This window comes from Bradyrhizobium sp. SBR1B, assembly GCF_014198205.1.
In the GTDB taxonomy this organism is placed as follows: Bacteria; Pseudomonadota; Alphaproteobacteria; order Rhizobiales; family Xanthobacteraceae; genus Bradyrhizobium.
On the sequence record NZ_JACIHC010000024.1, the window covers coordinates 51,029 to 73,546 of the forward strand.

A 22,518-nucleotide genomic window follows, 5' to 3' on the forward strand; every position below is an offset into this window, starting at 1 on the left:
CGTTCTATCCCCGTCATTTGCGAGCGTAGCGACTTGTCCGCCGAAGCCTTGGCGAAGGCGGAAGCAATCCAGAGTCTTTCCGCGGCGGCAGTCTGGATTGCTTCGCCGTGCTCAATGGACGGTGAGGTTAGCCGTTGCGGCTGGCCATTGTCACCAATCGCTGGCCGAGATATTCGGCCGTGCTGACGTCGCTTTGGGGTAACAAGCCGCCAACCAAGTGTGTGGCCAAGCCAAGTTGGCTGCCCAACCGATTCCGGCCGCTCGGATCCTCCCCGCCCGGAATATCCAGCACCAGAGCATGCCGTGCTGCGCAGCCAGAATGGAGAAGTAGGTCAAGGTGTGGAGTTGATCGCCCCCCGCGAGAGCCCCCGTGGTGAAGCCAGCTGCGAACTTGTTGGCCCATCGCTGCTGGGTCCACCGGTCGCTTGAGGCGTCTGCGAAGGCTTTGAATTGCGCCGCTGCTCCGCCCATGTAGGTCGGGCTGCCAAATGCGACCGCGCTGGCGCGGTCGATCGTGTTCAATAAGCTCTCATTCTGGAAGCGGCCCGACACGATATCGTCGCCTGTGATGCGACAAAGCGCGACGTGCGCTATGCCATCCGCTCCGCGCGCCACTGCATGCGCCAGCGTCTCAGTGGTGCCGGAGATGGAAAAATAGACGATGGCGAGCAGGGGCATGGGATGACGCTTTGGGATGCCTAGCCATCTTTGACGTTGCCGAGACTTTGCACAAGTCCCGCCACCCCGTCATTGCGAGCTCAGCGACTTGTCCGCCGAAGCCTTGGCGAAGGCGGAAGCAATCCAGAGTCTTTCCGCGGGGGGCAGTCTGGATTGCTTCGTCGCAAGGGCTCCTCGCATTGACGGTGTGGCGAGAGCCGGGCTCGTCACGCCGACCGCCGTCGCGACGCCGGCCGTGGCTTCAGTGTCGTATCCGCCGGGCTAAGCAGCCGGCCATCCTCCGCACGCATTTCCAGCTTCTTCACCGGGCGGCCCTTGGCGCGATCCACCAAAATGGTCGCGATCTCCTCAGGCGCGTCGTCGAACTCCTCGCTCCATTGCCTGAGCGCCACCAGGATCGGGAAGGTACCGCGGCCCTTCGGCGTCAGCACATATTCCTGGTAGGCGCTGCCGTCGGAGGCCGGGGCGGTTGCCAGGATGCCGTGGTCGACCAGCGAGCGCAGCCGGACCGACAAAATATTCTTGGCCATGCCGAGCTTGCTCTGGAATTCGCCGAAGCGGCGCAGGCCGAACAGCGCCTCGCGGATGATCAGCAGCGACCACCAATCGCCGAGCGCGTCCAGCGATCTCGCGATCGGGCAGGCATCGCCCTCGAAGCTAGTTCGTTTCACCATCGTTCCGGTCCTGTCGCGTTCGCACGACCGGTGTGCCGATCACGCGCTTGTGTGGTTGCATGATAAAACCATATGCCCTAGATGGCAACATAGTTTTATGATGCAACCACTGGAGGCGAACGTGAGACTGAAGAACAAGACGGCCCTGATCACCGGCGGCAACAGCGGCATTGGCCTTGCGACCGCAAAACTGTTCGTGGCCGAAGGCGCCAAGGTGGTCATCACCGGACGCAACAAACAGACGCTGGAGGCGGCGGCCAAGGAGCTCGGGCCGAACGCGCTCGCGCTCGCCGCGGACGCCACCGACATCGCCGCGACGGAAGCTGCGATCAAGCAGGGCGCCGAGAAGTTCGGCAAGTTCGACATCGTGTTCGCCAACGCCGGCATCGCCGGCGGCACGCCGCTCGGCTCGGCCACGCTCGAGGTCTTCGAGAAGGTCATCAGCACGAACCTGACAAGCGTATTCTTCACGGTGCAGGCGGCACTGCCTTATCTCAGCGACAATGCCTCGATCATCCTCAACGGCTCGGTGATCTCAGTCCTCGGCATTCCCGGCTACTCGGCTTACGGCGCCGCGAAGGCCGGCGTGCGCGCGATGGCGCGGATCATGGCCTCGGAGCTGTCGCCGCGCGGCATCCGCGTCAACGTGGTCGCGCCCGGCGCGACCCGCACGCCGATCTGGGGACCTGCAACGGCAACACCGGAAGCCGAGAAGGCGTTCGAGAAGCGGATCGCGCTGTCGACGCCTCTGGGGCGCATCGGCGAAACCGATCACGTTGCGAAGACGGTGCTGTTCCTCGCCTCCGATGATTCCGCGCACGTACAGGGCCAGGAGATCTTCGTCGACGGCGGCGCGGTGGCCTCGCCGAGCGGCGCGCCGATCTATCGCGGTTGATCGCTCCTCCGAGCCTTAAGTCGTCCGGCGCAGATCGTGTGTTGCGCCGGACGGTTCTGCGCTCGCGAGGACTATGCCGCGCGCAGGCTGGTCGCTGCCTGAAGGGCGCCGGCCAGCGACTTCTCGCGGTGGTCCGGGCCGACCTGGACGCCGTCGGCCGGAATGAATTCGACGCCGGTGATGCCCATGAAGCCGAACACCCAGCGCAGATAGGTTTCGAGATGCTCGCCGGCCGCATACGGCGTCTCCGCGCCATAATAGCCGCCGCGTGAGATCGCCACGATCACGCGCTTACCGCCGGCGAGCCCCTCGGGCCCGGCTGCGCCGTATTTGAAGGTCTTCCCCACCACCAGGATGCGATCGATCCAGGCCTTGAGCTGGCTGGGAATGGTAAAGTTGTACATGGGCGCGCCGATCACGACGATGTCGGCGGCCAGGAACTCATCCAGCGCAGCTGCGCTCGCGGCGAGGTCGGGTCCGAGTTCCGCCGGCGCGGGCGCGCCTTGCGCGGCGGCGAGGTGCGATCCCGAGAGGTGGGCCAGCGGGGTCTGGGTCAGGTCGCGATAAGTGATGTCCAGTGAGGGCGTCGCCTGCCGGAGCCGGTCGACGATGGCGGCGGAGACCTGCCTGGAGACGGAGTGGGGGCCGAGCACACTGGAGTCGAGATGAAGCAGTTTCATTTGGAGTCACCCTGGTATAAGTTTGTAACCAGAGCTACATGAGTGACTATCGAAAACCCCGCAAGAACGCACTTTTTTGAGCCATGGGCACATCTTTGAAACCTAAGAACACCGGTTTTCCTGCGACGCCGAGGCCCGATCCGATGCCGCATCCCGACCATGCGGACTGCCGTGGGGTCGCCTCCGTGCTGTCTCGGGTCGGTGACAAATGGAGCGTGTTCGTCATCATGATGCTGAGCGACGGGCCGAAGCGCTTCAACGAGCTTAAGCGCATGATCAACGGCATCTCGCAGCGCATGCTGACATTGACGCTGCGGGGGCTGGAGCGCGACGGCCTCGTTACGCGCACGATCTTCCCCACCATCCCGCCGCGGGTCGACTATGAGTTGACCGATCTCGGCCGTGGTCTCCAACAGCCGGTCAAGGCACTCGGCGAGTGGGCGATCGCGCATCAGCAGCAGATCGCTTCGGCGCGCATGCGCTTCGACGAGCGCAACGATCGCTAGATCAGCGACACCAGCCCGCCGCCGTGACGCTCCAGCTTGCCGGCGAGCTCGAGCTCCAGCAGCACGGTGCGCACGATCGCAGGTGAGGCGCCGGACATCCGCACGAGATCGTCGATCGAGATCGGGGTGGGGCCGAGCAGGCCGGTGATCTGGTTGCGGTCGTGGCCCTGCGGATCGCTCTCGAACGGCTCGCTGTCGGGCTCGCTCACGGGGTGCATCAGCGGCCGCTCCATGATCGGTGCGACAGCATTGATGATGTCGGCAGCTTCCGTGACGAGGGTCGCGCCCTGCTTGATCAGATCATTGGCGCCGGCGGCACGCGGATCGAGCGGCGAGCCGGGCACGGCGAACACCTCGCGGCCCTGTTCGGCCGCCATCCTCGCGGTGATCAGCGAGCCCGAGCGGTGCGCCGCTTCCACCACGACGACGCCGAGCGAGGCGCCCGAGATCAGGCGGTTGCGCCGGGGAAAGTCGCGGGCGCGCGGTTCGTGGCCGAGTGGCATCTCGGAGATCGCAGCCCCCGCGTGGTCGAGGATCGCTGCGAGCAGGTCGCCATGCTCGGGCGGATAGACGCAATCATGTCCACCGGCGAGCACCGCGATCGTCCCGCTTGCGACACTGGCGCGATGGGCGGCCTGATCGACGCCGCGGGCGAGCCCGGAGATGACGATGAATCCGGCTTCGCCGAGCTCGCGCGCCAGCAGGCCTGCGAATTTCAGCCCGGCGCCGGAGGCGTTGCGCGAGCCGACGATGGCGATCATCGGCCGCATCAAGGTCTTCGTATCGCCGCGCACCGCGAGCAGCGGCGGCGCATCGTCGATCATCGCCAGCCGGGCCGGATAGCCGTCCTCGCCGGGTGCGCGCCAGGCAATGCCGAATTTGCGGCTGGCGGCGAGCTCGGCCTTGGCCTCGTCCGCGCTATAGATGCGCCCCGACCGCTGCGCGCCGCCGCGGCGCGCCAGATCAGGCAGCCGCTCCAGTGCGGCGCGCGGGCTGCCGAAATGATCCACCAGCGAGCGAAAAGTGCGCGGGCCCACATTGTCGGAGCGGATCAGCCGCAGACGGTCGATCCGCTCAGCCTCGGTCAGCTCCACGCTCGGATTGATGGCGTCCACGGCGTCTCCTTGTGGAGACAGCATGGAACAACCTGAGGGCGTTGCGCAACAGCGGCGTGCGCTTGCGTGGCCTCGCCCCGATGCTAAAAGCGATCCCAATAAGAAGGGTATTGCCATGATCTCACTCGCCGACCTCCAGCGCCGCATCGAAGCGGGCGAGCTCTCGCCCGATGCCGCCATCGCCCAGTCGCATGCGGCGATCGAGGCCAAAGAGAAGGATGTTCGCGCCTTCGTCCGTCATGACAAATCCGCGAAGGCGCAGGCCTCCGGCCCGCTGCGGGGCATCGCGGTTGGCATCAAGGACATCATCGACACCGCCAATATGCCGACCGAGATGGGCTCGGAGATCTATCGCGGCTGGCAGCCGCGCAGCGATGCGCCTGTTGTCATGATGCTGAAGCGGGCAGGCGCCACCATCATCGGCAAGACCACGACCACGGCATTCGCGTCGCGCGATCCAACCCCGACGCTCAACCCGCACAATCTCGGCCACTCGCCGGGCGGCTCATCCTCGGGCTCGGCGGCGGCGGTCGGTGCCGGCATGATCCCGCTGGCGCTGGGCACCCAAACCGGCGGCTCGGTGATCCGGCCCGCGGCCTATTGCGGGACTGCCGCGATCAAGCCGTCGTTCCGCATGCTGCCGACGGTTGGCGTGAAGTGCTATTCGTGGGCGCTCGACACGGTCGGCCTGTTCGGCGCGCGTGCGGAGGATCTTGCGCGCGGACTTTTGGCGATGACGGGCCGCACCGAGTTTTCCGGCATCGTCCCGGCCAAGGCGCCACGCATTGGCGTCGTCCGGCAGGAATTTGCCGGTGCCGTGGAGCCGGCGGCCGAAGAAGGCTTGCAGGCCGCGATCAAGGCGGCGGAGCGCGCCGGTGCCAGCGTGCAGGTTATTGATCTGCCCGAGGCGGTGCAGGAGGCCTGGCGCATCCATCCCATCGTCCAGGATTTTGAGGCGCATCGCGCGCTGGCCTGGGAGTTTTCCGAGCGTCACGACGAGATCGCGCCGATGCTGCGGGCAAGCCTCGATGCGACCGCCCATCTGACGCCGAAGGAATATGACGAGGCACGCCGGATCAGCCGACGTGGCCGCCGCGAGCTGGGCGAATTGTTCGAGCGCGTCGACGTGCTCTTGACCTATTCGGCGCCCGGCACGGCACCGGCCAAGGAGCTCGCGACGACAGGTGATCCTCGCTACAACCGGCTGTGGACGCTGATGGGCAATCCTTGCGTCAACGTGCCGGTGCTGAAGGCGGGGGGCCTGCCGATCGGCGTGCAGGTGATCGCGCGCTTCGGCAACGATCCGGTCGCACTCGCGGCGGCATGGTTCCTGGAGAACGCGGTGGCGAAGTCAGGCTAGCGCGGGTTCGGACGCGACAAGGGACTGTGCGGGCGCAGAGAGCGGTGCGCCGACCTTTGCATCTTGCCCGAGCCAGCGCTCTGCGGCTGCGCGGCCGCTCCGGTGCAGCAGGCGAATGAAGCCGCGGCCGAGATCGGTGGACGAACGTTGCGCCAGGCCGTCAACGGAATCTTCCGCCGCGATCCTGGTGAGGCGCAGCGACGGCGCGGCATGCGCCTGCGTCCAGGCGATCGCGGCGATCTCGGCATTGAGGGCGGCGTTGGCCGCGATCTGGTCGAGCCGGCGGTCGATCGCGGCGAGCGTGATCGGTACGTAGCTGTCGCGCGCCGGCGTGACCTGGACGAGCAGGACATCGGACGTCGTCGTGTCCTGCGCCAGCCGCAGCAAGGGCGGGTTGCCGCCAAAGCCGCCGTCCCAATAGGCTTCGCCCTCGATCTCGACGGCGCAGTGAACCAGGGGCGGACAGGTCGAGGCCAGCGCGACGTCGGCGGTGATGGCGTCGTTGCGGAAGATGTGCTGCTGCCCGTCGCGGATCCGTGTCGCCGCGATCAAGAGCTTCGGGCAGTCCGGATTGAGCAGCGCGGCGAAATTGATGTCTCGCGACAGCGCCTGTCGCAGCGGATCGAGATCGAAAGGATCGAACTGGCCGGAGCGCAGCGTCGGACCGAACGCGACCGAGCTTCCCGCCGGCGAGAAGCCACCGACCAGCATCAGCGAGCGGAACGAGGCCTCGTGCAGCAGGCGGAGCCAGAATCGGCTCAGTCGTGCCCGTGCCGCTTCGCGGCCGCCTTCGGCAAGGCCGGAGGCGAGCAGGAGCGCATTAATGGCGCCGGCACTGGCGCCGCTGATGGTGTCGATCTCGATCGGCTCTTCCAGCAGCCGCTCCAGCACGCCCCAGGTGAAGGCGGCAAAGGTGCCGCCGCCCTGCAGCGCCAGCGAGAGCTTTCGCGGCGGCCAGGGGGTGGCGCGAGCCTGCGCCGATGCAACCTGGGCAGCCGCAGGTCGGACCTCGACTACAACAGGAGCGGGAGCGACGGGGGCAGGTGGCGGAGCCGGCGGCGAAACGGCAGTGAGCTTTGGCGCAGGCGGCGGTGCGGGCGCATCGGACCAGATATTGGTCGCCGACAGCAGCCGGCTTGCCGCCGTGCCCTGCGAACCAACCCCGTCATGCGCGCCGTCAATCTTCTCGCTCATTCTGAGCAACCGCGTAACGCCGTTTCTTCTGTCAGGATGACAGGCGTGGAACCTGTTCGCTACTGCCGGCCGCGAGCATGCGCCGAGTTGCGAACAGGATTTGGCATATAATGCAGAAGGGTCGCTTCGATATCCGTAGATGTCCGGCTTCAGGCCTTCTCGCCGATCCGGCTCTCCTTGCCGGTCTGCAAGCGCTTGATGTTCTCGCGGTGCGCGTAGAACAGGAGCAGCGTCAGCAGTGCCGTCAGCGCCGACAAGGCGAGATGCCCGAACCACCACAGGAACATCGGCGTGACGAACGCCGCCACCAGCGCGGAGAGCGAGGAGTAGCGGGTGGTGAAGGCGGTCGCCAGCCAGATCAGGCAGAACACGACGGCGCCGGGCCAGAACAGGCCGATCAGGATGCCGATATAAACGGCCACGCCCTTGCCGCCCCGGAACTTGAGCCAGACCGGGAACAGATGGCCGAGGAACGCGCCGAGCCCGGCGACCATGGCGGCATTGGGTCCTGCGATGTAGCCGGCGATCACCACGGCCACGGTGCCCTTGAGCGCGTCGAACAGCAGGGTGCCTGCGGCAAGGCTCTTGCGTCCCGTGCGCAGCACGTTGGTGGCGCCGATGCTGCCGGAGCCGATCGAACGAATATCCTGGGTGCCGGCGAGCCGGGTCAGGACCAGCCCGAACGGGATCGAGCCGAGGAGGTAGCCGATGACGAAGGCCACCGGCAAAAATGCTTCAAGCCCCATGGCGGCAGCTCCAAAGGCCCAACTTCCGAGCCGAACGATTGCACAGGTCAGACATGCTCGTAAACCGTGCGTCCGCCGACAATGGTGCGCACCACGCGGCCTGTAAAGCGGGCCTCGTCGAACGGAGTATTCTTGCAGGGCGATTTAAGGTCGGCGGGATCGACCACCCAGGGCACGTCGGGATCGATCACGATGACGTCGGCCGGGCTGCCTGCGCGCAGGGTTCCGCCGGGCAGGCCGAGCAGTTCGGCCGGCCGGGTCGACATCGCGCGGATCAGCGTCTTCAGTTCCATCTCGCCATTATGCACGAGGCGGAGGCCGGCGGGCAGCATGGTCTCGAGTCCAACGGCGCCGGGAGCGGCTTCGGCGAACGGCAGGCGCTTGACCTCGACGTCCTGCGGATTGTGGTCGGACATGATGACGTCGAGGAGGCCGGAGGCGATTGCGGCCACCAGCGCGCGGCGGTCGTCCTCGGTCCGTAACGGCGGCGACAGTTTCAGGAACGAACGGTAGGGGCCGATGTCGTTCTCGTTCAGCGCAAGATGGTTGATCGAGACCGAGGCGCTGACGGCGAGCCCGGCGTCGCGCGCGCGCTGGAGGATCTCGAGCGAGTCGATGCAGGTCAGCGAGGCCGCGTGATAGCGGCCGCCGGTCAAGGCCACGAGGCGCATGTCGCGTTCGAGGATCACGGCCTCGGCGGCATTCGGGATGCCCATCAGGCCGAGCCGCGATGCGAACTCGCCCTCGTTCATCACGCCTTCGCCGACGAGATCGGGGTCCTCGGTGTAGTGGACGATCAGCGCGTCGAAATCGCGGGCGTAGGTCAGCGCGCGGCGCATCACCTGCGCATTGGTCACGCTTCTGACGCCATCGCTGAAGGCGACGGCGCCCGCGGCCTTGAGCAGACCGAACTCGGTCATCTCATCGCCGTGCATGCCCTTTGTGAGCGCCGCCATCGGCTGGATGTTGACGATCGCGGTGTCGCGGGCGCGGCGCATCACGAAGTCGACGGTCGCCGAATTATCGATCACCGGAGAGGTGTCGGGCTGGCAGATGATGGTGGTGATGCCGCCGGTCGCGGCCGCCTGGCTCGCGGTGGCAAAGGTCTCGCGATGGCTGAAGCCGGGCTCGCCGACGAAGGCGCGCATGTCGATCAGGCCGGGCGCGACGATCTTGCCGGAGCAGTTGACGATGTCGGTGCCTTCGGGGACGCCGGCCGCGCCGATGCCGCGGCGGGTCTCGCGGATGGCGCCGTCGGCGATCAGGACGTCGCCGACACCGTCGAAATCCCGGGAGGGATCGACGACGCGGGCGTTGGCGAGCAGGATGGGGCGGCGATCGGTCAACATCGGCATCACGCGTTCGGCAGGTTACGGGCGAGCGCTTCCAGCACGGCCATGCGCACGGCCACCCCCATCTCCACCTGTTCGCGGATCAGGGACTGCGCGCCGTCGGCCACAATCGAGTCGATCTCCACGCCGCGGTTCATGGGGCCCGGATGCATCACGAGTGCGTCCGGCTTGGCGTAGGCGAGCTTCTTCTGGTCGAGCCCGAAATAGTTGAAGTACTCGCTGGAGGACGGCACGAAGGAGCCGTTCATGCGCTCGCGCTGCAGCCGCAGCATCATGACGATGTCGGCGCCGTTGAGCCCCTCGCGCATGTCGCGTGCGACCTCGACGCCCATCCGCTCGATGCCCGGCGGCAGCAACGTGGTGGGGCCGACCACGCGGACGCGGGCGCCCATCGTGTTGAGCAGGATGATGTTCGAGCGGGCGACGCGCGAATGCAGCACATCGCCGCAGATCGCGACCACGAGCCCCTCGATCCGGCCCTTGTTGCGGCGGATGGTGAGCGCGTCGAGCAGGGCCTGGGTCGGATGCTCATGGGCGCCGTCGCCGGCATTGATCACGGAACCGTCAACCTTGCGCGCCAGCAGTTCCACCGCGCCGGAGGCGTGATGGCGCATCACCAGGATATCCGGGTGCATCGCGTTCAGCGTCATGGCGGTGTCGATCAGCGTCTCGCCCTTCTTCATGGACGAGGAGGAGACCGACATGTTCATGACGTCCGCGCCGAGCCGCTTTCCCGCGAGCTCGAACGAGGATTGGGTCCGGGTGGAGGCCTCGAAGAAGAGGTTCACCTGCGTCCGTCCCCGCAGGACGGTGCGCTTCTTGTCAACCTGGCGGTTGAGCTCGACATATTCTTCGGACAGGTCGAGGAGGCCGGTGATGTCGGCCGCGGAAAGGCCCTCGATGCCCAGCAAATGCCGGTGGCCGAGGACGAAGGTCGATTTCGATGTCATTAAAACGAGAGCTATAGGCGCGGATGGATGGGGGGGCAAGGGCCAAAGCCGGGGCGGTGAGTTATCCCCTGATCTGTCGGTCCCGACGCTGCGGCGTGGCCTCGACGTCATGCCCGGGCTTGTCCCGGGCATCCACGTTCTTCTATCGCATTTGACGCAAAAGAACGTGGATGGCCGGGATAAACCCGGCCATGACGATGTGGGGGCATTTCGTGAAAACAATCCTGACTGTGCTCTTGGCTGCAGCAACAATCAGCGCGGCCCACGCCCAATCGCTCCCCGGCGGCTTCGTCTATCTGCGCGAGATCGATCCCGACATCATCCAGGACATCCGCTACGCCACCTCGAACAATTTCGTCGGCCGGCCGCTCGCCGGCTACAACGCCGGCGAGTGCGTGGTGAAGCGCGAAGTCGGGCTGCGGCTCAAGGCGGTGCAGCAGGAGCTGGCGGCGCAAGACCTCTCGCTCAAGATGTTCGACTGCTACCGGCCGGCGCGGGCCTCGCTCGACATGGTCAAGTGGTCGCAGAACGGTCACGAGAGCGCCGCCGAGCGGCGCTACAATCCAAAAATCCCCAAGACCGAGCTGTTCCGCCTCGGCTACATCGCGAGCCGCTCGCAGCATTCGACGGGCGCCGCGCTCGATCTCACTTTGGTCGATCTGAAGGCCGACAACTCCGCCAAATACGACCCATCAAGAGCCTATGCGGATTGCACCGCGCCGGTCGAAGCGCGCGCGCCGGAAGGCAGCGTCGACATGGGCACCGGCTACGACTGTACCGATGCGAAGGGCCATACCGCGGCACCGGCGATCACGTCCGAGCAGCGCATCTGGCGCAGGCGGCTGGTCGCTGCGATGGGCAGGCAAGGCTTTGTGAACTATTCGAAGGAGTGGTGGCATTTTTCCCTGCCGGGGGCCGGCGGGGCGGCCTATGATTTCCCGATCCAGCCGCGCCGGAACTGATTCCGCGCCGAGGAAGCGCCATGACCCAGCCGAGCTTCGCGACCCACGAGGTCTTCAACCAGTCGCCGCCGTTCGAGGATGTCGACCTGTTCGCCGCGGATCGGCCGCTGGTCGATGCGGTGAAGGCCAATGGCGGTGCGGCGGCGGAACGCGAGCTGTCTGAGTTTGGGAAGCAGTGGGGCTCGGCCGCGATGGCCGATCGCGGGCGTGTCGCGAACGAGAATACGCCGAAGCTGCGCACCTTCGACGCAAAAGGCAACCGCCGCGACCAGGTCGAGTTTCACCCGGCCTATCACGAGCTGATGGCGCACAGCGCCCATGCCGGCGTGCACAATTCGACGTGGACCGCGGAGGGCAAACCTGCGGGCGATGCCGCCGAAGTCATTCGTGCGGCAAAATTCTACATGGCCGCGCAAGTCGAGACCGGCCACCTCTGTCCGATCACGATGACGCGCGCCTCCGTCGGTGCGCTGGCGATGCAGCCGGATTTGCTCGGCAAGGTGATGCCGGTGCTGTCGACCCGGAGCTACGACCCGAGCTTTGCGCCGTGGTGGCAGAAGCGCGGCATGACGCTCGGCATGGGCATGACCGAGAAGCAGGGCGGCACCGACGTGCGTGCCAACATGACGCGCGCGGTGCGCGAGGGCGAGGCCTACCGCATCACCGGCCACAAATGGTTCATGTCGGCGCCGATGTGCGATGCCTTCCTGGTGCTGGCGCAGGCGGACAGCGGGCTGACCTGTTTCTTCATGCCGCGCTTCGCGCCGGATGGTTCGATGAATGCGATCCAGTTCCAGCGGTTGAAGGACAAGCTCGGCAATCGCTCCAATGCCTCGTCCGAGGTCGAGTTCGTCGGTGCCTATGCGGAGCGGGTCGGCGAGGAAGGCAAGGGCATCCGCACCATCATCCAGATGGTGCAGCTGACGCGGCAGGATTGCGCGATCGCCTCCGTCGGCCTGATGCGCTCGGGGCTTGCGCATGCGCTGCATCACGCCCGACACCGCAGCGTGTTCCAGAAACATCTCGCCGATCAGCCGCTGATGCAGGCCGTGCTGTCGGACATGGCGCTGCATGTCGAGGCGAGCACGGCCCTGGTCATGCGGCTCTGCCGCGCCTTCGACCGCACGCCGCACGATGCGGCGGAGGCCGCCTATATGCGGCTCTTGACGCCCGCGATCAAATACTGGACCTGCAAGAGTGCGCCGCCGTTCCTCTATGAGGCCATGGAATGCCTCGGCGGCAACGGCTATGTCGAGGACGGCATTCTGGCGCGGCACTACCGGGAGTCGCCGGTCAACGCGATCTGGGAGGGCTCGGGCAATGTGATGTGCCTCGACGTGCTCCGCGCGCTCTCGCGCGAGCCGGAGCCGGCGACGGCTGTGCTGCAATCGCTTGCGGCCGAGACGAAGGGCTTGCCTGGGGCAGGAGACGCGGCCGCGTTCATCGGCAAGACTTTCCGCCGCGCCGATGGCGAGCGCTTCGCGCGTCTCGCCGTTGAGAAACTGGCGCTGCTGGCCGCTGCTGCGGCATTGAACGGCGTGTCGCCGCGTAATGCCGAACTGTTCGCGAGCACGCGCCTTGCGGCCAATCACGCCAGCATGTACGGCGCCGTCGAGCTGGAGAGCGGCGAGGCCCGCGCGCTGCTGGAGCGGGCGCTGCCGTGAGTCTTCCCAACGAAAGCCTTCTGATGGACTCCCTCAATCCCGACCATCCGCCGCTGACTATGACGCCAGCGCCGCCGCGCGTCTGGATGTTCTGGGGCACCGCGTTGTGGGGCCTCTTTATCTTCGCCGCGATGTTCGTCGGGCAGATCGGCGCCGTCGTCCTGCTGGTGGCACAGCGTGGTCTTCCCATGGACTTCGCCTCGCTCCAGGCGGTCGGCCACGATCCGCAGGCGCTCGCGCTGTCGGTCATCATGGGCCTGCCGGCGACGCTTTTGGCGGTGTGGCTCGCCATTGCCATCAAGAAAGCCTCCTTCGTCGACTATCTCGCGCTGCATTGGCCGTCCTGGAAGCAGCTCCTGTTCGGTGCGGTCGGCCTCATCCTGCTGGTGCTGGTCTGGGAGACGATGTCGCGCGCGCTCGGCCGCGAGGCGACGCCGGGCTTCATGACCGATCTCTTGAAATCGGGCCGCGACAAGGGCGCGGCGTTGTTGCTGCTATTCGCCTTCAGCGTGGCTGCGCCGATGTCGGAAGAGATCCTGGCACGCGGCTTCCTCTATCGCGGCTGGTCGGCGAGCTTCTTGCGCGTGCCGGGCGCGATCCTGCTGTCGTCGCTGGTCTGGACCATCGTGCACCTGCAATACGACATGTACTTCCTCGCCGAAGTCTTCACCATCGGCCTGTGGTTCGGCTATATGCGCTATCGCGCGAATTCGCTCTGGCTCACCATCGTGCTGCACGCGCTGAACAATCTGACCGCGGTGGTGCTGACGATGTGGCTGGGGAGCTAAGCCGCCAGCGCGATCGCGATCGGCATCGTGATGGCCGCCAGAATCGTCTGCAGCGTGATGATCTGCGCCAGCAGCGGCGCGTCGCCGCCCATCTGGCGCGCCATCACATAGGCGCTGGACGAGGTCGGCACCGCCGCGCAGATCGCCACGATCGCGCGGCTGTCGCCTGACAGGCCGAACCAGGCGGCCAGCGCCAGCGCCAGCGCAGGCATCAGTGCGAGCTTGAAGACGACGCCGATGGCCGCGGCCATGCTTGGACGCAAGAGGCCTTCGAGATGCAGGCCCGCGCCGGTGACGAGCAGGCCGATCGCGAGCGAGGAGCGGCTGAGCGCGTCCGCCACGTCGTGCCAGAGTTTTGGCAACGGCAGGTGGGTGACATTGACGAAGAGCCCGATCGCGCAGGCCCAGATCAGCGGATTGCGGATCACCGTCATGACGATCGTGCCTGCGGACTGCTTCTCGGGCGCGGCGTAATGGGCGAGCACCACGACGCTCAACACGTTGACGAGGGGAATGATCGCGACCATCGCCACGGAGGCGAGCGCCAGCCCGACATCGCCGAACATGTTGGCGGCGACCGACAGCCCGACGAAGGTCTGCCAGCGCGTCGCGCCCTGGAAGATCGAGGTGAAGGCGGGGCCGTCGATATCGAGCCGCGCCAGGGCAGGGCGGAGTGCGAGGCAGAGCAGCGACATCGCCAGTGCCGACAGCAGCAGCGCACCGCCGACGCCGGCGACCGGCACCTTGGAGAGGTCGGCCTTCACCAGTGTCTGGATCAGCAGCATCGGAAACAGCACGAAATAGGTCAGTCGCTCCAGCCCGTGCCATTGCGTGTCGATCCGCATCAGGCTGCGCTTCAGCACGATTCCGAGCACGATGAGGATGAAGACCGGCAGCAGCGCCGCGATCACGACGGCCATCGGTCAGGCGGTCCCTGGACGCAGATTGGCGAGGCGGTCGAGCGCGCCCTGCAGGATGAAGATCGCGGCGTGCTCGTCGATCACCTCGGCGCGCTTGGCGCGGCTGACGTCCATGCCGATCAGCTCGCGTTCGACGGCCGCGGTCGAGAGGCGCTCGTCCCACAGGCCGATGGGGAGGGCGGTCAGGCCGGCGAGATTGCGGGCGAAGGCGCGGGTGGATTGAGCGCGCGGACCCTCGCTGCCGTCCATGTTGATGGGCAGGCCGAGCACGAAGCCGACCACCCTGCGCTCGGCCGCGATCGCGAGCAGCCGGGCGGCGTCCTGCTTGAACTGCTTGCGCTGGATCGTCTCGACGCCGGTCGCAAGCCGCCGGTCCGGATCGGACACCGCAACGCCGATGGTCTTGGTGCCGAGGTCGAGCCCGACCAGCGCGCCGCGGGCGGGCCAGTGGGTTGCAGCATCGATGAGGGGCAGGATAAGAGCCGGCATGCGTAGCGCATATCATGCGTCGCGCCGCGGAGTGAACCCGGAACAATGGACGCGCTGACATTATTCGGCCTGTTCGCCGTCACGGCGATGCTGGTCACTTACGCCCTGGAAGATCGCAGCCATTGGTTCGTGCTGCTGTTCGCCGCGTCCTGCGCGCTCGGATCGGCCTACGGCTTTCTCCAGGGCGCCTGGCCGTTCGGCCTGGTCGAAGCGATCTGGGCCGTCGTGGCGCTGCGGCGGTGGCAGCTGAAGCCGTAGATGATCCAGCGGCAGCAAGCAGCGCGCGAAATCGTGATGCGCGGGCGCTTCGATCAAATGTGGGAAATCTCACACTGGTGACATTGCAGACCATGGCATGATGCCGGTGGTTGCGTGGCACGAGATGTACAGGTCTAAAGTAGTGTGGGGCGGAGCCCCCGATTTCCAGAACGATCGGCAGCGATCGGCCATCCGGCCCGCGCTGCAACTTCGCGCAGATTTTTTCAGGCGCTCACCAGGTCCAATATTCGCCAGTCATTTGAGAGGTCACCGATGCTCATCAAGCCAAGCCTGATCGCGGGCTCAGAAAGGCGATTCAAGCAAGCCGAGTTCTCACCCGAAGCCTTGAACCGGAAACTGGGCGACGGTCCGATCGAGATGACGGTCGAGAAGATGCGCGTGCGCCAGCGCCAGCTGCTGGCCGAGACGCAGGACGTGGAGAAGGCCGAGATCGGTCTGGAGCGCATCATCCAGGGCAATGATCTCGACAGCATCAACTATCTCGCCAAGGGGACTGCGGCCTCGCGCTCGGTCTGCCGCATTCAGCTCAGGGATCTCAAGTCGAACCTGCTCGGCTACGGCTCGGGCTTTCTGATCGGGCCGGGCCTGCTGCTGACAAACCATCATGTCTTCGGCAAGCCGGCCGACGCCGCCAATTCGATCGCCGATTTCAACTACGAGCTCGACGTCTCCGGACAAGAGCGTGTGCCTGTGCGGTTCGGTTTCGAGCCGGGCAAGTTCTTCTACACCAATGACAGGCTGGATTTCTCGGTCGTCGCGGTGGCGCCGACCTCGCTGTCGGGCCACGAGGAGCTCGAGGATTGGGGATGGTTGCCGCTCAGCGGCGCGCCCGGCAAGGCAGACCCCGGCGAGTACCTCACCATCGTCCAGCACCCCAGCGGGCAGATGAAGCAGGTCTGCGTCCGCGAGAACAAGCTGCTCAAATATGTCGGCGACTTCCTCTGGTACAACACCGATACGACGGCGGGATCGTCGGGCTCGCCGGCGTTCAACCGCTTCTGGCAGGTGGTCGCGCTGCACCACAGTGGCGTTCCCCGGAAGGATGCGCAGGGCCGCACCCTGACCAAGGACGGCAAGGTGTGGAAGCCGTCAATGGACGAAACCCTGATCGACTGGATCGCCAATGAAGGCATCCGGATCAGCGCGATCGTCGCCGATCTCAAGGTCGCCGTTGGCTCTCATCCCTTGATCAAGCCGGTGCTGGACGAGGAGGAGCCGCCGATCCGGCTCGAGGTCGAGAAGGCCCGCGCGCCGGTCGCCGCGCCTGCGTTCAGCGCCAATGTCTGGGTCGAGCAGTCGCTCGACGGCACCTCGCTGGTGGTCCCTATCCGCGTGCCGCTGCCGATGTTCAGGAAGGAGATTCCGTTCGCGCCGCTGGCACCCGTGCCGGGCCCGGCTGGGGGCAACGGAGGGGCGCAGAACGGCGGAATGCAGAACGGCGGTATGCCGAACGGTGGCAAGCCGTTGATCGCTCCGCCGGCCGCCCTCCTGCCTCGCATCAGTGCGAACGGCCTGCCCATGGAGGCCGTGCATATCGATCAGAGCACGCTGAAATCGCGTCCCGGATACAAGGCGAATTTCCTCGGCACCGGTAAATTCTCGGTGGCCCTGCCGAAAATTCCGGCCGCGCTCAAGTCCAGAATCGCGACGCTCAAGGGAAGCTCCAGGCAGTCCGAGCTGAAATATTTCAACTACAGCGTCGTCATGAACAAGGAGCGCCGGCTCGCCTTCTTCAGCTGTGTCAATATCGACGGCGGGCAGCAACAAGACGTCGGCAAGCGCGAAGGCGATTCCTGGCTGCGCGATCCGCGCATCGACGACGATGCCCAGATCGGCGACGAATTCTACCGCAAGCAGGCGACGTTCGAGGCGGACCGCAGCAGGAATCCGTTCGATCGCGGTCATCTCGTGCGCCGCCTCGATGCGACCTGGGGCGACACCGTCGCCGCGGCCAAGCAGCATGGCGACGATTCCTTCCACTTCACCAATTGCTCGCCGCAATTCTTCTCGTTCAACCAGGGTAAGCAGCTCTGGGCGGGCCTGGAAGATTACACGCGCGATGTCCTGCTCGAAGGCGAGGAGAAGGGCATCGTCATGAACGGTCCGGTGTTCGACGGGCCGGATGCCGATGGATCCGATCTGCCCAATCCGGCCGGGCGGCCGCACAAGGATCCGAGCTTCGGCGGCGTTCAGATCCCGAAGTATTTCTGGAAGATCCTGATCCGGCGCAACGAGGATGACGACGCGCTCAAGGCGGCGGCCTTCCTGATGAGCCAGCGAAAGCTGGTCATGGAGATCGATCGCATCCAGGAGGCGGATCTGCGCGAAAAGATGTCGGAGGAGGATGTCAGTGTCTTCCAGGTCTCGATCGCGGACCTCGCGAAATTGACCAAGCTCGATTTCGGCAATCTCACTGATGCGGATTCGCACGAGGCGACCTCGGTCGGCCCGCGGCGGATCGAGTCCTATGAGGACATTCGACTCTGATGAGCGCTTCGGTTCGCGAGGCAGCGAAACCGAGGCGACGTTCGGGTGAGGGCAGCGGTGCGCTCTATCGAGGCATTGCAAGTCCTCACCCGGTTCTTTCGCCAGACGCGCGTCCGACGTCAGCGGATCGCGATCGGGTTGATCATTGCCTGTACGCCGCCGGTCCAGCGCGGCTGGCCCAGCACGAACAGGAATTCATAGCCCTTGTCGCGCGCGAGCGCCGCAGTGTCCATGTTCTCGAGGATATAGGTCCCATTCATCGCAAGCAGGATCTGGTGCACCTCGAACACGTTCTTGGATTCGAACGGCAGCACCTCGAGGGCCCAGGTATCGGCACCCACTGCGACGACGCCCTTGCCGGTCAAATACTTCGCGCCTTCGACGCCGAGGCCGGGCTCACCGGCGGAATAGCGCTTGTCGTCCTTGCCGATCAGGCTGAGCCAGCCGGTGTGGAAGATGACGACGTCGCCCTGGCGGATCTCGACGTTCTGCTGCTTGGCGGCTTCCTCGATCTCCTTGACGTTGAAGGCGGTTCCTTCCTTCACCACGTCGGTCTTGAAATAGGCGGCCATATCGAGCAGTACGCCGCGCGTGACCATCGGCGGCACCTTTTCGATGCCGAGCTTCTTCAATCCGTTCGGATCGGCGAAGTCGGCGAGCTTGTTGCCGTTGTAATAGACGTGCTCGACGCCGAGATGACCGAGCCCGTCGAGCTGGCTGCCGATGCCGACCCAGGTGTCGAGGATGTCGTCGTTATAGGTCGCCTTGTTGGGCCCGAGGCCTGGAATGCCGGCCTGTCCGGGCTGCACGATGGTGAGCTTGAAGGCGCGCGGCGGATAGGCCGGCGTCTGCGGCGTGACGGGAATGCCGAGTGCGTAGGTCTTGCCGGTCTTCACCAGCGATGCTGCCTTCAGCACGAGTTCGGGCGTCATGTAGTTGGCGGCGCCGATCTCGTCGTTCGGCCCCCATTTCGATTTCGTCCAGTCCTGAGCGCTTGCAGTTCCTGACATCGCCGACAACGCGGCGACGCAGCACAACACGAACGTATTGCGCATCGATAGTCCTCCCGATGTTTTGGCTTCGTTATGGTAATTTGCGCTGGCAGTGCCGCATCCTAACGTCAAAGGCGTCTGCGCTTCAAAATATTTCAGCGCGCGGTGCTGCGGCCGCCGAACGCAGCGCGACGTCGACGGATTCAAGTACGGCAGATTTGTGACGTTGAATTTCGTGCGATGGAACGTCTCACCGCGTCAGGCCGCGATGACGTCCTCATCGGACTTCAGGCAAGCGGCAAATCCGCTCAGCGCGCTGGATTGATGTCCGGCGCGGCGCTGGATGAAGAGTGTCTCGACGCGCGCGTGCGAGGTGCTCAGCGTGTGCATCGAGACGCTGCCGTTCATTGCGCTGCGCTCGACGACGGCACGCGGCAGCAACGTCACGCCCATGTCGGCGGCGACGCAGCCGATCATGCCGTCAAGCGTGCCGAGCTCGAAGCGCGTGGCTGAGGGCCAGCCGAACTCGACGAACACCTGCTCGAGCCGCTGGCGGTAGGTGCAGCCGGTGCGAAACACCAGTGCCGTCGGGCCGGACTCCGGCGTGCCGGCGCGCAGCTCGGCGAGGGAGGTCCAGCGCCGCGCGCTGACCAGCACCAGCTCCTCGCGGAAGGCGCTCGTCGCAGTGAGGTCGTCGTGCGCGATCGGACCTGCGACGAAGGCACCATCGAGCGCGCCTTCGAGCACGCTCGCGACGAGGTCGGCTGTCGGCGCGGTACGCAAGGACAGGCGCACCGCGGGAAAGCGGCGATGGAAGTCGGCGAGCAGCGGCGGCAGCCGCACCGCCGCCGTGGTCTCCATCGAACCGATCGCGAGCGGTCCCTTCGGCTCGCCGTCGTCGCGCGCGGCAAGCACGGCCTCGCGCGACAGCGCGGCCATCCGCTGAGCATAGGGCAGGAGGCGCTTGCCGGCGCCGGTCAGCGTCATGCCGCGGCTATGGCGTTCGAACAGCTGCGTGCCGATCTCCGCCTCCAGCGCTTTCACGCGCTGGGTGACGTTGGATTGCACGGTGTTCAGCTCTTCCGCGGCACGGGTGATGCCGCCGCTGCGGGCGACGGCCGCAAAGGTCTGGAGATCGCTGAGTTCCATCGTACCGTTTCGCGTTTGAGATGGTAGCGTTCGCAACAATTCAATTTTCGAGAATGCTAATCGCACTTACTCTCGCTGTCCAGATCGGGGAAGGACCATGCCCATTGCGACACCGCTGACCACGCTGCTTGAGATCAGCCATCCCGTCCTGCTGGCACCGATGGATGTCATCGCGGGCAGCCGTCTGGTCGCGGCCGTGAGCGGCGCCGGCGGGTTTGGCATTCTGGGCGGCGGCTATGGCGAGAGGACGTGGCTGGAGCGGGAGACCGCGAAGCTCGCTTCGCTGTCCGCGCCGTTCGGGATCGGCTTCATTACATGGAGCCTCGCCAAGCGGCCCGAGCTTCTCGACATCGCGCTCGGCGCAAGACCATCCGCGATCATGCTATCGTTCGGAGATCCTGCGCCGTTCGCGAACAAGATCAAGTCGGCCGGGGCGCGTCTGATTTGCCAGGTACAGGACGAGGCGATGGCGCGGCAGGCGCTCGAAGCCGGCGCCGATATCCTGATCGCGCAGGGGACGGAGGCGGGCGGTCACGGCGCCTCCCGCTCCACGGTCGATCTCGTGCCCGCAATCGTAGATCTTGCCGCGGGCGTGCCGGTGGTTGCGGCCGGCGGCATCGCCGATGGGCGTGGGCTTGCTGCGATGATGATGCTGGGCGCGAGTGGCGTGCTGCTTGGCACGCGCTTCTATGCGAGTGAGGAGGCCGACGGTGCAGAGGAGGCCAAGCGGCGCATCTGCGCGGCAAGCAGCGGCTCGACTGTGCGCGGCATCATCTTCGATCTCTCCCGCAACAATGTCTGGCCGGCGCCGTTTACCGGGCGATGTCTGGTCAATGATCATGCCCGGCGCTGGAGTGGTCGCGAAGTCGAGTTGATGCAGAATGTCGCTGGGGTCGCGGCGGATTATGCCGCGGCCAAGGCAGCCGGCAATTTCGACGTCGCCGCCGTGATCGCAGGCGAGGCGGTCGGCCTGATCCATGATATTCCACCGGCAGCCGAGATCGTCGAGCGGATTGCGATTGAGGCCGGGCAGCTTCTTGCCGGGCGGCGGAACTCGGTAGTCGCGGGGTAGGATTCTTCACCCTCCCCCTCCAGGGGAGGGTAAGAGAAACGAGAGAGAACAACGATGTGGCCTGACCGTCGACTGATCGACCTATTCAAGACCGAATTTCCGATCGTGCTGGCGCCGATGGCGGGTGTGATGGATGCGGAGCTGGTGATCGCCGTGGCAGAGGGCGGTGGGCTCGGCTCGTTGCCGAGCGCGATGCTGTCGCCGGAGAAGGCGCGCGAGCAGGTCAACATCATCCGCCAGCGCGTGAAGGCGCCGGTGAACATGAACTTCTTCTGCCACACGCCGGTTGACCTTTCGACAGAGGCTGAAGCGCGCTGGAAGCAGCGGCTCACAGGCTATTACATCGAGCATGGTCTCGATCCCGCGGCGCCGGTCGCTGCGGCGAACCGCGCGCCGTTCGATGCCGCCTTCTGCGAGGTCGTCGAGGAACTGAAGCCCGAGATCGTTAGCTTCCATTTCGGTCTCCCGGAGCAGGCGCTGCTCAAGCGCGTCAAGGCCGCTGGCTGCCTCGTCATCTCGTCGGCGACGACGGTGAAGGAGGCGGTCTGGCTCGAACAGCGCGGCGTCGATGCCGTCATTGCGCAAGGCGCCGAGGCCGGCGGCCATCGCGGCATGTTCCTGACCGACAAGATCTCCGAGCAGCCCGGCACGTTCGCGCTGGTGCCGCAGGTCGCCGATGCCGTGAAGGTGCCGGTGATCGCGGCCGGTGGCATCGCGGACGGGCGCGGCATCGCCGCCGCCTTCGCGCTCGGTGCCTCGGGCGTGCAGATCGGCAGCGCCTATCTGCGCTGTCCGGAGTCCAAGGTCAGCGCCGGCGGCCGCAAGGCGCTGGCTGAAGCGCGGGACGATTCCACCGTGATCACCAATGTCATGACCGGCCGGCCGGCGCGCGGCGTCCAGAACCGCCTGATGCGCGAGGCTGGCCCGATCTCGCCGGACGCCCCGCCGTTTCCTCATGCCGCGACCGCGCTGGGACCATTGAAGACGGCTGCGGAAAAGCAGGGCAGGGTGGATTTCACCAATCTCTGGGCCGGACAGGCTGTGGCGCTGGGCCGCGAGGTCCCTGCGGCCGAATTGACCCGGAATTTTGCCAAATCGGCGCTGGCCCGGATGAAAGCGCTGGCCAGCTAAGCGCTTTAGGTTCTTGTTTGCGCATGATCTTTTCGGAAAACCGCTTCACACTTTTCCGGATCATGCGCTAGCGCCGGTTGCGGCGCAAAACCGGCCTCTGCTATACGGCACATAGGTTTTGCCGTGAGAGGCCTTATATAATGTCCGTCGACGCCGCTACCGTCCGCCGCATCGCGCATCTGGCGCGCATCGCGGTTTCCGAGGGCGAGGTTCCGCATCTGCAGGGCGAGCTCAACGCCATGCTCGCCTTTGTCGAGCAGCTCTCGGAGGTCAATGTCGAGGGCGTGGAGCCGATGACCTCGGTCACCCCGATGCAGATGAAGAAGCGGCAGGACGTGGTCGATGACGGCGAGATCGCCGACGATATCGTTGCCAACGCGCCCGCGACCGAAGGTCACTTCTTCCTGGTGCCCAAGGTCGTTGAATAAACAGGTT

General features: G+C 65.8%; 23 protein-coding genes. 11 read left to right on the forward strand and 12 right to left on the reverse strand.

Features of this window, described 5'->3' with window-relative positions:
• Positions 1-150: 150 nt before the first annotated feature.
• Both GGD61_RS35895 and GGD61_RS35900 read right to left on the reverse strand, forming a co-directional pair.
• Positions 151-678 carry a flavodoxin family protein gene (locus GGD61_RS35895; RefSeq protein WP_246786133.1) on the reverse strand — a complete coding sequence of 176 codons (528 nt, stop codon included), beginning with the start codon at positions 676-678 and terminating at the stop codon, positions 151-153.
• Positions 679-884: 206 nt separating this feature from the next.
• Complete coding sequence (locus GGD61_RS35900; RefSeq protein WP_018321112.1) at positions 885-1,352, reverse strand: helix-turn-helix domain-containing protein; 468 nt, start codon at positions 1,350-1,352, stop codon at positions 885-887.
• A 121-nt stretch (positions 1,353-1,473) separates the two neighbouring features.
• Here GGD61_RS35900 and GGD61_RS35905 point away from each other — a divergent pair, with 121 nt between their 5' ends.
• On the forward strand, positions 1,474-2,247 hold the full coding sequence (locus GGD61_RS35905) for an SDR family oxidoreductase (RefSeq protein WP_026202489.1): 774 nt from the start codon (positions 1,474-1,476) through the stop codon (positions 2,245-2,247).
• Positions 2,248-2,318: 71 nt separating this feature from the next.
• Here the strand turns inward: GGD61_RS35905 and GGD61_RS35910 are convergent, their stop codons facing one another.
• A complete protein-coding gene (locus tag GGD61_RS35910; RefSeq protein ID WP_092257623.1) occupies positions 2,319-2,927 on the reverse strand; it encodes an FMN-dependent NADH-azoreductase in 609 nt (202 codons plus the stop codon).
• A gap of 83 nt (positions 2,928-3,010) precedes the next feature.
• Here GGD61_RS35910 and GGD61_RS35915 point away from each other — a divergent pair, with 83 nt between their 5' ends.
• On the forward strand, positions 3,011-3,433 hold the full coding sequence (locus GGD61_RS35915; RefSeq protein WP_092257620.1) for a helix-turn-helix domain-containing protein: 423 nt from the start codon (positions 3,011-3,013) through the stop codon (positions 3,431-3,433).
• On the opposite strand, the gene dprA is transcribed toward GGD61_RS35915, so the two are convergent.
• Positions 3,430-4,572, reverse strand: coding sequence for a DNA-processing protein DprA (dprA, locus tag GGD61_RS35920; RefSeq protein ID WP_092257616.1), 1,143 nt, complete (start codon positions 4,570-4,572; stop codon positions 3,430-3,432). The two genes, GGD61_RS35915 and dprA, sit on opposite strands and share 4 nt — an antisense overlap.
• Before the next feature lie 91 nt (positions 4,573-4,663).
• Here dprA and GGD61_RS35925 point away from each other — a divergent pair, with 91 nt between their 5' ends.
• Positions 4,664-5,908 (forward strand): amidase, encoded by a 1,245-nt coding sequence (locus tag GGD61_RS35925; protein ID WP_092257613.1) that lies wholly within the window; start codon positions 4,664-4,666, stop codon positions 5,906-5,908.
• Here the strand turns inward: GGD61_RS35925 and GGD61_RS35930 are convergent.
• The 4 genes from GGD61_RS35930 to GGD61_RS35945 all read right to left on the reverse strand — a co-directional run bounded on the left by GGD61_RS35930 (position 5,900) and on the right by GGD61_RS35945 (position 10,150).
• Positions 5,900-7,102, reverse strand: coding sequence for a patatin-like phospholipase family protein (locus tag GGD61_RS35930; RefSeq protein WP_177237155.1), 1,203 nt, complete (start codon positions 7,100-7,102; stop codon positions 5,900-5,902). The genes GGD61_RS35925 and GGD61_RS35930 overlap by 9 nt on opposite strands.
• Before the next feature lie 149 nt (positions 7,103-7,251).
• Positions 7,252-7,848 carry a glycerol-3-phosphate 1-O-acyltransferase PlsY gene (plsY, locus tag GGD61_RS35935; protein ID WP_092257610.1) on the reverse strand — a complete coding sequence of 199 codons (597 nt, stop codon included), beginning with the start codon at positions 7,846-7,848 and terminating at the stop codon, positions 7,252-7,254.
• Positions 7,849-7,895: 47 nt separating this feature from the next.
• Entirely contained in the window at positions 7,896-9,197 is a 1,302-nt protein-coding gene (locus GGD61_RS35940; protein ID WP_026202486.1) for a dihydroorotase, read from the reverse strand.
• A gap of 5 nt (positions 9,198-9,202) precedes the next feature.
• Positions 9,203-10,150 (reverse strand): aspartate carbamoyltransferase catalytic subunit, encoded by a 948-nt coding sequence (locus GGD61_RS35945; protein ID WP_018321103.1) that lies wholly within the window; start codon positions 10,148-10,150, stop codon positions 9,203-9,205.
• Positions 10,151-10,347: 197 nt separating this feature from the next.
• Between GGD61_RS35945 and GGD61_RS35950 the strand changes: the two genes are divergently transcribed.
• From GGD61_RS35950 to GGD61_RS35960, 3 genes are read left to right on the forward strand one after another with little or no spacing between them, the layout of a single operon-like run.
• Positions 10,348-11,112 (forward strand): M15 family metallopeptidase, encoded by a 765-nt coding sequence (locus GGD61_RS35950; RefSeq protein ID WP_092257792.1) that lies wholly within the window; start codon positions 10,348-10,350, stop codon positions 11,110-11,112.
• 20 nt (positions 11,113-11,132) lie between these two features.
• Positions 11,133-12,776 carry an isovaleryl-CoA dehydrogenase gene (locus tag GGD61_RS35955; RefSeq protein WP_092257607.1) on the forward strand — a complete coding sequence of 548 codons (1,644 nt, stop codon included), beginning with the start codon at positions 11,133-11,135 and terminating at the stop codon, positions 12,774-12,776.
• A gap of 23 nt (positions 12,777-12,799) precedes the next feature.
• On the forward strand, positions 12,800-13,564 hold the full coding sequence (locus GGD61_RS35960) for a CPBP family intramembrane glutamic endopeptidase (protein ID WP_092257604.1): 765 nt from the start codon (positions 12,800-12,802) through the stop codon (positions 13,562-13,564).
• On the opposite strand, the gene GGD61_RS35965 is transcribed toward GGD61_RS35960, so the two are convergent.
• Together GGD61_RS35965 and ruvX are read right to left on the reverse strand one after the other, a co-directional pair.
• Positions 13,561-14,484: an AEC family transporter gene (locus GGD61_RS35965; RefSeq protein WP_092257601.1), complete on the reverse strand. Its 924-nt coding sequence runs from the start codon at positions 14,482-14,484 to the stop codon at positions 13,561-13,563. The two genes, GGD61_RS35960 and GGD61_RS35965, sit on opposite strands and share 4 nt — an antisense overlap.
• A 3-nt stretch (positions 14,485-14,487) precedes the next feature.
• The gene (gene ruvX, locus GGD61_RS35970) at positions 14,488-14,973 is read right to left on the reverse strand and encodes a Holliday junction resolvase RuvX (protein ID WP_018321099.1); all 486 of its coding nucleotides are present in this window, start codon (positions 14,971-14,973) and stop codon (positions 14,488-14,490) included.
• A 45-nt stretch (positions 14,974-15,018) separates the two neighbouring features.
• Here ruvX and GGD61_RS35975 point away from each other — a divergent pair, with 45 nt between their 5' ends.
• Together GGD61_RS35975 and GGD61_RS35980 are read left to right on the forward strand one after the other, a co-directional pair.
• On the forward strand, positions 15,019-15,231 hold the full coding sequence (locus GGD61_RS35975; RefSeq protein ID WP_091967017.1) for a hypothetical protein: 213 nt from the start codon (positions 15,019-15,021) through the stop codon (positions 15,229-15,231).
• Between the two features lie 273 nt (positions 15,232-15,504).
• Positions 15,505-17,739 (forward strand): DNA/RNA non-specific endonuclease, encoded by a 2,235-nt coding sequence (locus GGD61_RS35980; RefSeq protein WP_092257598.1) that lies wholly within the window; start codon positions 15,505-15,507, stop codon positions 17,737-17,739.
• A gap of 119 nt (positions 17,740-17,858) precedes the next feature.
• Here the strand turns inward: GGD61_RS35980 and GGD61_RS35985 are convergent, their stop codons facing one another.
• Together GGD61_RS35985 and GGD61_RS35990 are read right to left on the reverse strand one after the other, a co-directional pair.
• Positions 17,859-18,794, reverse strand: a complete 936-nt coding sequence (locus GGD61_RS35985) for a cyclase family protein (protein ID WP_092257595.1) — start codon at positions 18,792-18,794, stop codon at positions 17,859-17,861.
• A gap of 195 nt (positions 18,795-18,989) precedes the next feature.
• Entirely contained in the window at positions 18,990-19,880 is an 891-nt protein-coding gene (locus GGD61_RS35990; RefSeq protein WP_183232105.1) for a LysR family transcriptional regulator, read from the reverse strand.
• A 97-nt stretch (positions 19,881-19,977) separates the two neighbouring features.
• On the opposite strand from GGD61_RS35990, the gene GGD61_RS35995 reads away from it, so the two are divergent.
• The 3 genes from GGD61_RS35995 (at position 19,978) to gatC (ending at position 22,511) form a co-directional block, all read left to right on the forward strand.
• The gene (locus tag GGD61_RS35995; protein WP_092257590.1) at positions 19,978-20,952 is read left to right on the forward strand and encodes a nitronate monooxygenase family protein; all 975 of its coding nucleotides are present in this window, start codon (positions 19,978-19,980) and stop codon (positions 20,950-20,952) included.
• A 54-nt stretch (positions 20,953-21,006) separates the two neighbouring features.
• Positions 21,007-22,083 carry a nitronate monooxygenase family protein gene (locus GGD61_RS36000; RefSeq protein WP_092257586.1) on the forward strand — a complete coding sequence of 359 codons (1,077 nt, stop codon included), beginning with the start codon at positions 21,007-21,009 and terminating at the stop codon, positions 22,081-22,083.
• Positions 22,084-22,223: 140 nt separating this feature from the next.
• Positions 22,224-22,511, forward strand: a complete 288-nt coding sequence (gatC, locus tag GGD61_RS36005; protein ID WP_028143922.1) for an Asp-tRNA(Asn)/Glu-tRNA(Gln) amidotransferase subunit GatC — start codon at positions 22,224-22,226, stop codon at positions 22,509-22,511.
• The last annotated feature ends 7 nt before the right edge of the window (positions 22,512-22,518 follow it).

Bases quoted from the DNA above. Each gene is read 5' to 3' on its own strand.
- GGD61_RS35895 (WP_246786133.1), bottom strand. From the start codon at position 678: ATGCCCCTGCTCGCCATCGTCTATTTTTCCATCTCCGGCACCACTGAG.
- GGD61_RS35900 (WP_018321112.1), bottom strand. From the start codon at position 1,352: ATGGTGAAACGAACTAGCTTCGAGGGCGATGCCTGCCCGATCGCGAGA.
- GGD61_RS35910 (WP_092257623.1), bottom strand. From the start codon at position 2,927: ATGAAACTGCTTCATCTCGACTCCAGTGTGCTCGGCCCCCACTCCGTC.
- GGD61_RS35915 (WP_092257620.1), top strand. From the start codon at position 3,011: ATGGGCACATCTTTGAAACCTAAGAACACCGGTTTTCCTGCGACGCCG.
- dprA (WP_092257616.1), bottom strand. From the start codon at position 4,572: ATGCTGTCTCCACAAGGAGACGCCGTGGACGCCATCAATCCGAGCGTG.
- GGD61_RS35925 (WP_092257613.1), top strand. From the start codon at position 4,664: ATGATCTCACTCGCCGACCTCCAGCGCCGCATCGAAGCGGGCGAGCTC.
- GGD61_RS35930 (WP_177237155.1), bottom strand. From the start codon at position 7,102: ATGAGCGAGAAGATTGACGGCGCGCATGACGGGGTTGGTTCGCAGGGC.
- plsY (WP_092257610.1), bottom strand. From the start codon at position 7,848: ATGGGGCTTGAAGCATTTTTGCCGGTGGCCTTCGTCATCGGCTACCTC.
- GGD61_RS35940 (WP_026202486.1), bottom strand. From the start codon at position 9,197: ATGTTGACCGATCGCCGCCCCATCCTGCTCGCCAACGCCCGCGTCGTC.
- GGD61_RS35945 (WP_018321103.1), bottom strand. From the start codon at position 10,150: ATGACATCGAAATCGACCTTCGTCCTCGGCCACCGGCATTTGCTGGGC.
- GGD61_RS35950 (WP_092257792.1), top strand. From the start codon at position 10,348: ATGTGGGGGCATTTCGTGAAAACAATCCTGACTGTGCTCTTGGCTGCA.
- GGD61_RS35955 (WP_092257607.1), top strand. From the start codon at position 11,133: ATGACCCAGCCGAGCTTCGCGACCCACGAGGTCTTCAACCAGTCGCCG.
- GGD61_RS35960 (WP_092257604.1), top strand. From the start codon at position 12,800: ATGGACTCCCTCAATCCCGACCATCCGCCGCTGACTATGACGCCAGCG.
- GGD61_RS35965 (WP_092257601.1), bottom strand. From the start codon at position 14,484: ATGGCCGTCGTGATCGCGGCGCTGCTGCCGGTCTTCATCCTCATCGTG.
- ruvX (WP_018321099.1), bottom strand. From the start codon at position 14,973: ATGCCGGCTCTTATCCTGCCCCTCATCGATGCTGCAACCCACTGGCCC.
- GGD61_RS35975 (WP_091967017.1), top strand. From the start codon at position 15,019: ATGGACGCGCTGACATTATTCGGCCTGTTCGCCGTCACGGCGATGCTG.
- GGD61_RS35980 (WP_092257598.1), top strand. From the start codon at position 15,505: ATGCTCATCAAGCCAAGCCTGATCGCGGGCTCAGAAAGGCGATTCAAG.
- GGD61_RS35985 (WP_092257595.1), bottom strand. From the start codon at position 18,794: ATGCGCAATACGTTCGTGTTGTGCTGCGTCGCCGCGTTGTCGGCGATG.
- GGD61_RS35990 (WP_183232105.1), bottom strand. From the start codon at position 19,880: ATGGAACTCAGCGATCTCCAGACCTTTGCGGCCGTCGCCCGCAGCGGC.
- GGD61_RS35995 (WP_092257590.1), top strand. From the start codon at position 19,978: ATGCCCATTGCGACACCGCTGACCACGCTGCTTGAGATCAGCCATCCC.
- GGD61_RS36000 (WP_092257586.1), top strand. From the start codon at position 21,007: ATGTGGCCTGACCGTCGACTGATCGACCTATTCAAGACCGAATTTCCG.
- gatC (WP_028143922.1), top strand. From the start codon at position 22,224: ATGTCCGTCGACGCCGCTACCGTCCGCCGCATCGCGCATCTGGCGCGC.